6 protein-coding genes are annotated in these 8,171 nt (G+C 48.0%); 3 read left to right on the forward strand and 3 right to left on the reverse strand.

From position 1 onward, the window contains the following. Nucleotides 1–318: 318 nt before the first annotated feature. Nucleotides 319–861 carry a flagellar basal body-associated FliL family protein gene (locus WCO51_06950; protein MEI6512998.1) on the reverse strand — a complete coding sequence of 181 codons (543 nt, stop codon included), beginning with the start codon at nt 859–861 and terminating at the stop codon, nt 319–321. Nucleotides 862–1,098: 237 nt separating this feature from the next. On the opposite strand from WCO51_06950, the gene WCO51_06955 reads away from it, so the two are divergent. The 3 genes from WCO51_06955 to WCO51_06965 all read left to right on the forward strand — a co-directional run bounded on the left by WCO51_06955 (nt 1,099) and on the right by WCO51_06965 (nt 4,723). Further along, nucleotides 1,099–1,923, forward strand: a complete 825-nt coding sequence (locus WCO51_06955) for a succinate dehydrogenase (GenBank protein ID MEI6512999.1) — start codon at nt 1,099–1,101, stop codon at nt 1,921–1,923. 8 nt (nt 1,924–1,931) lie between these two features. Beyond that, entirely contained in the window at nt 1,932–3,725 is a 1,794-nt protein-coding gene (locus WCO51_06960; GenBank protein ID MEI6513000.1) for a fumarate reductase/succinate dehydrogenase flavoprotein subunit, read from the forward strand. A 218-nt stretch (nt 3,726–3,943) separates the two neighbouring features. After that, nucleotides 3,944–4,723 (forward strand): succinate dehydrogenase/fumarate reductase iron-sulfur subunit, encoded by a 780-nt coding sequence (locus WCO51_06965; protein ID MEI6513001.1) that lies wholly within the window; start codon nt 3,944–3,946, stop codon nt 4,721–4,723. A gap of 3 nt (nt 4,724–4,726) precedes the next feature. Here WCO51_06965 and WCO51_06970 read toward each other — a convergent pair whose 3' ends face one another. Together WCO51_06970 and WCO51_06975 are read right to left on the reverse strand one after the other, a co-directional pair. Beyond that, on the reverse strand, nt 4,727–5,710 hold the full coding sequence (locus tag WCO51_06970) for a glycosidase (protein MEI6513002.1): 984 nt from the start codon (nt 5,708–5,710) through the stop codon (nt 4,727–4,729). Beyond that, the gene (locus WCO51_06975; GenBank protein MEI6513003.1) at nt 5,634–7,979 is read right to left on the reverse strand and encodes a glycosyltransferase family 4 protein; all 2,346 of its coding nucleotides are present in this window, start codon (nt 7,977–7,979) and stop codon (nt 5,634–5,636) included. Before WCO51_06975 ends, WCO51_06970 begins: the two co-directional genes overlap by 77 nt. Nucleotides 7,980–8,171 lie beyond the last annotated feature (192 nt).

An 8,171-nucleotide genomic window follows, 5' to 3' on the forward strand; every position in this document is an offset into this window, starting at 1 on the left:
ATTCGTTTTTCGAGGGCAAAACCGGACAGATTTTTGGACTTTTTTCAATAATTGTTTGATTTGGGGTGGATTAGAGGTTTATGAAGGGAAGGAATAGGGGAGGCCGAAAAGAGTAGTTTTGCACCGCGTCTGGCTAATAGTCAGTACGTCATACTCTCTCTATGCCTTCATAGAACCCCTATTTTGAACTTAAAAAGCCCCCTCTGGTGATCGGAAGGGGCTTTTTTAGTTCAATACTATATTAAGTGCTCGAAGATTTATGATAGCTCTGAATTGCATCAGAGCTGTAGATTTGAATGCCATATACAGACTGGTGGGTTACTGCATGGCGAAACCGGAGTAGAAAATCTCCAGCACCACCGGTTTAGCGTCTTTTTCGCCTCCGGAAAGCGTTTCATTGACTTTGGCTTTGATTTCCTCGGCAAGCTTCAGTTTGCCTTCGGTTGATCCTAATTCATCCATCGTAAGGTCTGAGGCAAGCATGATGACCACATTTCGAATTTCAGGCTCTTTCTCTTTCATCCCTTCGGCGTTTGTGCCTTCTAATAAACCAAGAGCGATGGTCATACGAAGGTAGTGTTCGTTCTTGAGGTTGAGTAGAAACTCCTCTAAGACAAGGGATTCGCCCAATTTAGGTTTTTCTTCTACTTTATGGCCTGGCTTATTGGATTTCATTTTGACTACGCCTATACCCCCAATAGCCAAAATCAGGACGAGGAAAATCAATATCTTGCCTTTGCCCTTGCCATTGCCTTTTTCCTTAACCTTTTTTTCTTTTTTCTTGCCCTTAGCGGCGCCCTCTGCGAGGGGGGTAGCCTTACCATCTACGACGTTGAGCGGTTGTTTAGTCTCTTCGGCCATCAGTTCCAACTCCCTTTATCCATCATTCATGTCGAAATTGCCAATCCCTTGGCTTCTCGCCGATATGCCATGATGTGTTGTAGGTTCACTTACCGTTATAGGCAAGCAATCCTACTATCTTTGTTCCATATAATGTCGGGATTATATGACATTAATCGCCCACTATTAGTACTTTTCACTCGTCAATCCGACTTTCAAGTGGTATAGTAAAAATACTGTAGGTGCGTAGGAGGTCTCATGCCGGTTGATATCGTTCATCGAGAGGAAGAGACACAACCAAGCTCCCTCACTGATAGGCGCGACCGTTGGTGGATTGAACCAACGCTGGTTGTAATCGCCCTCGTCCTTTTTGTCTGCTACTCAACTTTTCGGGCCTTCGAGAACAATTTCTTCGAGACGCGCGATTTGATTGAAAAGGGCTTCAGCAACATAGCGCCGTTCTATATTTCGCCTTTTTATTCACCCTATATTCCATGGAAGCTGCCAATCGGAAGCTACACCCTCTCCCCGGCGCTTTATATTCTTGTCTTCCCATTGAGCTTTCGCCTGACATGCTACTATTGCCGTAAATCTTACTATCGGTCTTTCTTCATGGACCCACCCGCATGCTCGGTTCAGGAACCGGTTGCTCGAAAGAATTATAAAGGCGAACGAGAATTTCCGTTTATCATGCAAAACCTACACCGTTTTGCACTCTATGCCGCGATTATCATCATTATCTTTTTAGTCAAAGACTTGTATGAAGCCTTTTTCTATAAAGATGCCGCGGGTGTGACCCATTTTGGGATGGGCGTGGGGACGCTTTTATTCCTGATTGATGTGGTGCTGGTCAGCGCTTATACGTTTTCATGTCATTCCCTTCGGCATCTGATCGGCGGTGCGGTGAACTGTTTCTCATGTTCGAGCGCCGCAAAAACCCGATACCTGCTGTGGAGGATCGTCAGCAAACTCAACGAGCGACATGCTCTTTGGTTCTGGACGAGTTTGCTCACAGTGGCATCATCTGATTTATACGTTCGATTTGTGTCGGCGGGCATTATCCGCGATTTCCGGTTCTTCTAAAAAAAGTCATGGTAGATTACAAAACATTTGAATACGATATGCTGATTATAGGCGCCGGGGGCGCAGGACTGAGAGCGGCGATTGCCGGTCTCGAATCCGGCGCCAAAGTCGGCGTTGTGTGCAAGTCCCTTCTAGGGAAAGCTCATACGGTCATGGCTGAAGGCGGAGCTGCGGCTGCTATCGACGATATGCATGATGGCGACAACCCTGATGTCCATTTCGTAGACACCATGAGAGGTGGTGATTTCCTCAACAACTGGCGAACGGTCGATATCTTCGTAAAAGAAGCCCCCGATCGCATCTACGAATTGGAGCGATATGGAGCGCTTTTCGATCGCACACCTGAAGGTTTAATTTCACAACGACCCTTTGGGGGACATCGTTATCGGCGCTTATGCCACGTCGGCGATAGGACAGGGCTGGAAATAATCAGAACGCTCCAAGAAAAGGCTGTCAGCCTGGGTTTAAATGTCCACATGGAGTGCACCCTTACCAAGCTTCTCAAAGATGGCGACCGAGTTGTGGGGGCATTTGGATACGACAGGGTTAGCGGCGATTTCCTGTTGTTTAAAGCTAAAGCAGTTGTTATTGCTACCGGTGGTTGGGGGCGCATGTATAAAGTGACCTCCAACTCATGGGAGAGCACCAGTGACGGGGTGATGCTCGCTTTTGATGCCGGCGCTGAACTAATGGACATGGAAATGGTGCAATTCCATCCCACCGGAATGGTTTGGCCTCCAGGAATGCGTGGAATTCTCGTTACCGAGGGAGTTCGAGGGGAAGGCGGCATTCTGCGCAACAGTAAGGGTGAACGCTTCATGTTCAATCCGGAGTATATGCCGCCGGAAGCGAAAGGCATGTATGCTGAAACCCCCGAAGAGGCCGACCGATGGGTTCATGACAATAAAAATAACCGACGTCCGACTGATTTGATGAAACGTGATGTTGTCGCTAGAGCTATCTATAAGGAAGTCAGAGCCGGTAGAGGGACGGAGCACGGAGCTGTCTACCTCGATGTCACTCATCGCGGCGCAGACTATATCAAGAGCAAGCTCCCGAGCATGTATGAACAATTCCATGCCCTCGGAGATGTGGACATAACCAAAGAGCCGATGGAGGTTTACCCGACGCCCCATTATGTGATGGGTGGAGTCAGGGTCGAGCCTGAGGAATGCTCAAGCACAGTTAAGGGACTTTTTGCTGCCGGTGAGGTTTCTGCCGGTCTACATGGAGCAAATCGTTTGGGTGGCAATTCCCTATCAGATATTTTGGTTTTTGGCAAACGCTCAGGCGAAGGCGCTGCAAAGTTTTCAAAAACGGTGGACTTTGGGGCAATCGATGCCTCAGTTATTGAAGAGGAAGCAAAATTACTATTGCGGCCGCTCGAAAACAACGGATTGGAAAACCCTTATACGATTACAAGCGAACTGCAAGATGCCATGCAGGTAGGCGCGATGATCGAAAAAAGAGCCGATGGGCTAGAAGCTTGCTTAGTGAAGATAAAAGAACTCCAAGCTAGGGCTCAGAATATCGGCGTTGAAGGAGATCGCGGTTACAATCCAGGCTGGCAAACCGCGCGTGATATTCAATTCGCTTTGAAGACATCCGAAATCATCGTGCTCTGCGCATTAATGCGTCAGGAAAGCCGAGGCGCCCAGTGGCGAAGCGATTTCCCCGATAAAGACCCTGAATGGGGCAAAAAGAACTTAATCGCCAAGAAAGTAGACAGCGCATTAGAAATCACAACTCGCCCAGTCCAAGAAATGCCGGAACATCTGGCAAAGCTGTTTGAAGAAGGATAATGGGGGAACGTATTGCGTATTGCGTAGTACGTATTCCGGAATTCGGGATAGGGGGCTTCGCCCCCTCCGTGCCGCAGCGTTAGCGAAGGCATGTCACCCTGAGCATAGTCGAAGGGTCTTCTGGAAGATTTCTCGACAAGCTCGGAATGACGTGGCTTAAAGCAAATACATATCCGGAAATACGCAATACGAACTACGCACTAGAAGAAGAGGTTCGAATGGATACAGTTACACTTCGGGTGTTTCGAGGTGACAGCAGCGGGGGGGAGATGAGGGATTATGCCGTATCCGTTTTGCCGGGTATGGTGGTGTTGGATGCGATACATCAAATCCAACAAACAAAAGACAGCACCCTCGCATGTCGTTGGAATTGCAAGGCGGCTAAATGCGGCTCTTGCAGCGCGGAAATTAACGGCAAGCCTGCTCTCATGTGCAAAACACGCCTCGATGAAGCGACGATTGATGGCGTTATAACCGTTCGCCCGCTTTTTACCTTCCCCGAGATCAAAGATCTTGTCACGGATGTCTCTTGGAATTATCACATCTCAGAAAAAATTCCTCCGTTTACCCCAAAACCGGATGCGCCTAAGCCGTTTATAATGCATCAGATGGATGTTATGCGTCAGCAGGAATATAGGAAATGCATCGAGTGCTTCTTATGCCAGGACGTCTGTCATGTTCTGCGCGAGCATGAGCTAAAAGATAACTTTTATGGCCCGCGCCAAATTGTAAAGCTAGCTAACTACAACATGCATCCTTATGATAATCTGAAAAGGATGGATTTCATTCGCAACAACATGGGAATCGGCTATTGCAACATCACCAAGTGCTGCACGGACGTTTGCCCTGAGCATATTCGCATCACCGATAACGCGATTATCCCGTTAAAGGAGAGAGTTGCAGATAAGTTCTTCGACCCGCTTCGAATGTTACTTGTTAAACTTAGAATCCTGAAAAATCCGGAAGCCGACCGAAGTCAGGATTCTTTACTCGGTTAATTCCTACCACTCAGGAACCGCAACACTAGGCCGGCCATGTTCATGAAGCCATGCTAGGAGTTCCCGAATACTCCCTTGTGCCAATGCGACACAGGTATCAGCGCCGCCGTAGTAGATGTTGATTGTATCTTTATCGGGCATAACCGTATAACCACAAGGAAACACAACCCCGCCAACATCGCCGAACCATTCATAGGGTTTTTCAGGCCCAAAAATCCATGAATCGGAGCGAAGCAGGCAGTTCTCGATAGTCATTGATTCAAAAAGCGCTAAACCCACTCGATAAAGTGAGCCGGAGGCTGTAGAGCGCACGCCATGATAAAGCATGAGCCAACCTTCTTCCGTTTCGATAAGAGGACAGCAAAGGCCGATTTTATTGGCATCCCACCAAGCGCCTCGTCTAGCTTCAAGTATTAGCCTATGGCTGCCCCAGTGGCGCAGATCGGGTGAGAAAGATGCCCATACATGCGCGCCTAATGGGGTTACTGGACGATGAATAAGCGCCCAGTTGTCACCGATTCGATGGGGTAAAAGTGTGGCATCTTTATCTTCCGGCGGCATAACCACTCCGTAGCGCTCGAAGCTGACAAAGTCTTTTGTGAGCGCTATTGATACGCCGGGGCCTCCCTTTGAAAAGGAGGTATAGACGACTGCGTATTGGTCAAGCTCAGGTACATAAGTGATACGCGGGTCTTCAAGACCCCATATCTCTCCGGGGTTTCGTTCCGGGTCGGGAATTAGAGTTGGATGAGGGTCAATTTCCCAGTTGTCGATACCGTTTTTAGAACGAGCGGCGCACAAATGCGATAACCCTCGTCTGTCTTCAACGCGGCATAAGAGTAAAGTCGTCCCATCAGCTAGCAAAGTTGCTCCGGGATTAAAAACCGTATTGACAGCGTATGGCCAATCCTCAGCCGTCAATAATGGATTGTGCACAAACCGTCGAAATAATGTTTGGTGATCGCTTTCGTATGCTTTGCTTCCCATTGTCAGTCCCCGTTTGTTGTTGAGATAAGCGCATCTCCAGGAGGGACAGAACGAACGACAGAGTCGATTCAGCGCCCTCATTGAGATTCACTCGATCGGGGTGGAGACCATCGCGACAACCACCTGATGCATAATCATAAAGTGGTAGTTGCAAGTCATTGTCACCCAGGAACCAATCAAATGCACGTTGTGCTTCATAACACCAGCGCTCATTTTCAGTTACTCGATAGGCTTCAAGGCATGCCGAAATCATTGCCTGCGCTTCGACAGGCTGCTGGTCAAAATTTGCCCTCGGCTCACCCCGAGTGTAAAAGCCATTGCTGCCAATCGGAACGAAATAGCCGTATTCGGATGTCTGAGTTGCTGCCAGCCACTCAAGTGAGCGAAGACCGACTTCCAGCATCTCGTGATCCGGTATCCATTTTCCGCAGAGGAGCATCGCATGCGGTAAAACTGCGTTGCAATAAGTTAACTTATTTTCGAACCATGGCCAGTCTGATGAGGAATATTTTCGGTAGCAATCCATCAGCCTACCGGCCAGCTCTTTTCGTAAACTTTGGACAGTTCGGTCTCCGTTAAATTTACGAAGATACTCATGCAGACCAATTAGAATAAATGCCCATGAGCGCGGGGAGGTAAAAGATGTTATTGGAGGTAAGGCTTGATTGAAGAGACGGCTTGCCAGCCCACGCAATCCCGGATGTTTTGAACGGCCAAGTACCGCCCCAAGCACCCACATTGCTCGGCCATGGCTGTCATGCGAACCTACATCTTCTAACCATCGCCGGTCATAGGACATAAAGTTGCGAAAACGTCCATTGTCGGGGTTTATAGCGTTCCAAAGAAAAGCCATATACCTTGTGGCAAGTTGATGTGTATCTTGGGTTTCCGCTTCTCCGGAATCCTCATGAAACACCATTGCCAGTAAAGCCCGAGCGTTATCATCGGTGGTGTAGCCTTGGACATAGTCGGGAACGGTGAAAACCGCATGTTGCAGCATTCCCGTATCGTCCGTCATAAGCTTAACATGGTCTAGCTTAAGCGGTGTGCGTTCGTCGGTTCGTTTATCGAGCATATCAGTGATGAATAGACTATGGCGGTGCTGAGTTCGCTCTTTGCGTGCCCTCTCATAACTTTTCATATAGAGATGCGCAATACTTGGCCAGGTCATTCCTCGCCCGAGCAAGTAGCCTCTTTTTCGAATAGCATGGCGTTCCGCTTCATTGTCCAATAAATTCAATATTGCCTCAGAGGTCGCCTGGGCGTCTTTAAAAGGAACAATAAGCCCGCGACCATCACGCAACAGCTCTTCCGCATGCCAATAAGGAGTTGAGATAACCGGTTTGCCCATTCCCACCGCATAGGCGAGAGTTCCAGAAACAACCTGCTTTTGATTAAGGTAAGGTGTGACGTAGATATCCGCCACTCCGATATACTCAACCAGCTCATCTAGGCAAACAAATCTGTTCTCTAATATAACATTATCGGCTACCCCTCTTTCACGCGCAAGGGCAATTAGGGATTCGCGGTAAGCTTCTCCCTCATAGCGGATCGTATTTGGATGGGTGGCGCCCAAAACGATGTAAACCACATTCGGGTAGCGCTTGATGACCGATGGCAGGGCTTCAATTACTGTCTCAATCCCCTTACCTGATGACAGCAATCCAAAGGTTAGGATAACGAACTTACCTTCGACCCCAAACCGATCTTTTGAATAGGCCGGATCGAGAAACGGCACATCTGGTATGCCGTGAGGGATAAGGTCGATTTTCTCTTTGGGAATTCGATAGATATTGCGAAGGAAGTCCACGCCTCGCTCAGACATAACGACAATTCGGTCGGAAAGTTCTGACATTTCAGCCATGATCGCGCTCTGATCCTCGTCCGGATCGTCGAGTACGGTATGAAGGGTTGTCACGACTGGCATACATAATTCACGCAGAAAAGCTAAGATATGACTGCCGGATTTACCGCCATAAATTCCAAACTCATGTTGAAGACTGACGAGGTCGATACCACTAATGTTGAGAAATTCGGCTGCTCGCTTATAAGATGCGATATCATCCTGGTCGAGTTCAAAGCGAACTCGTGATGGGTATTCATACCCTTCAGGGATATCGTTCACCGCGATCGCAGCGCAATTCGTAGATTTAAATTCTCGAGCGATATGTTCACATAAGTCGCTAGTGAAAGTAGCGATTCCGCACTGACGTGGCACATAGTTTCCAACAAACGCCACATGACGCAAACGATAAGTTTCAGGTTGCATAGTTCTTTCCCTTCAAGTGAGAGGTCCACAAGAACCTAAACAAGTAGTTTTTTAGAAATCACCAGGAGTGCAAGTCCTATAACAGGCGATCATCCAAATACAAAAAATCCCTAACATTTTTTTGCCACTTCCCCTATATGTATACGTAAATTATTCAGAAGAAAGCACAAGGAAGAAAAGAAAGGTTAAAGG

The sequence above is a fragment of the bacterium genome, assembly GCA_037131655.1.
In the GTDB taxonomy this organism is placed as follows: Bacteria; Armatimonadota; Fimbriimonadia; order Fimbriimonadales; family JBAXQP01; genus JBAXQP01.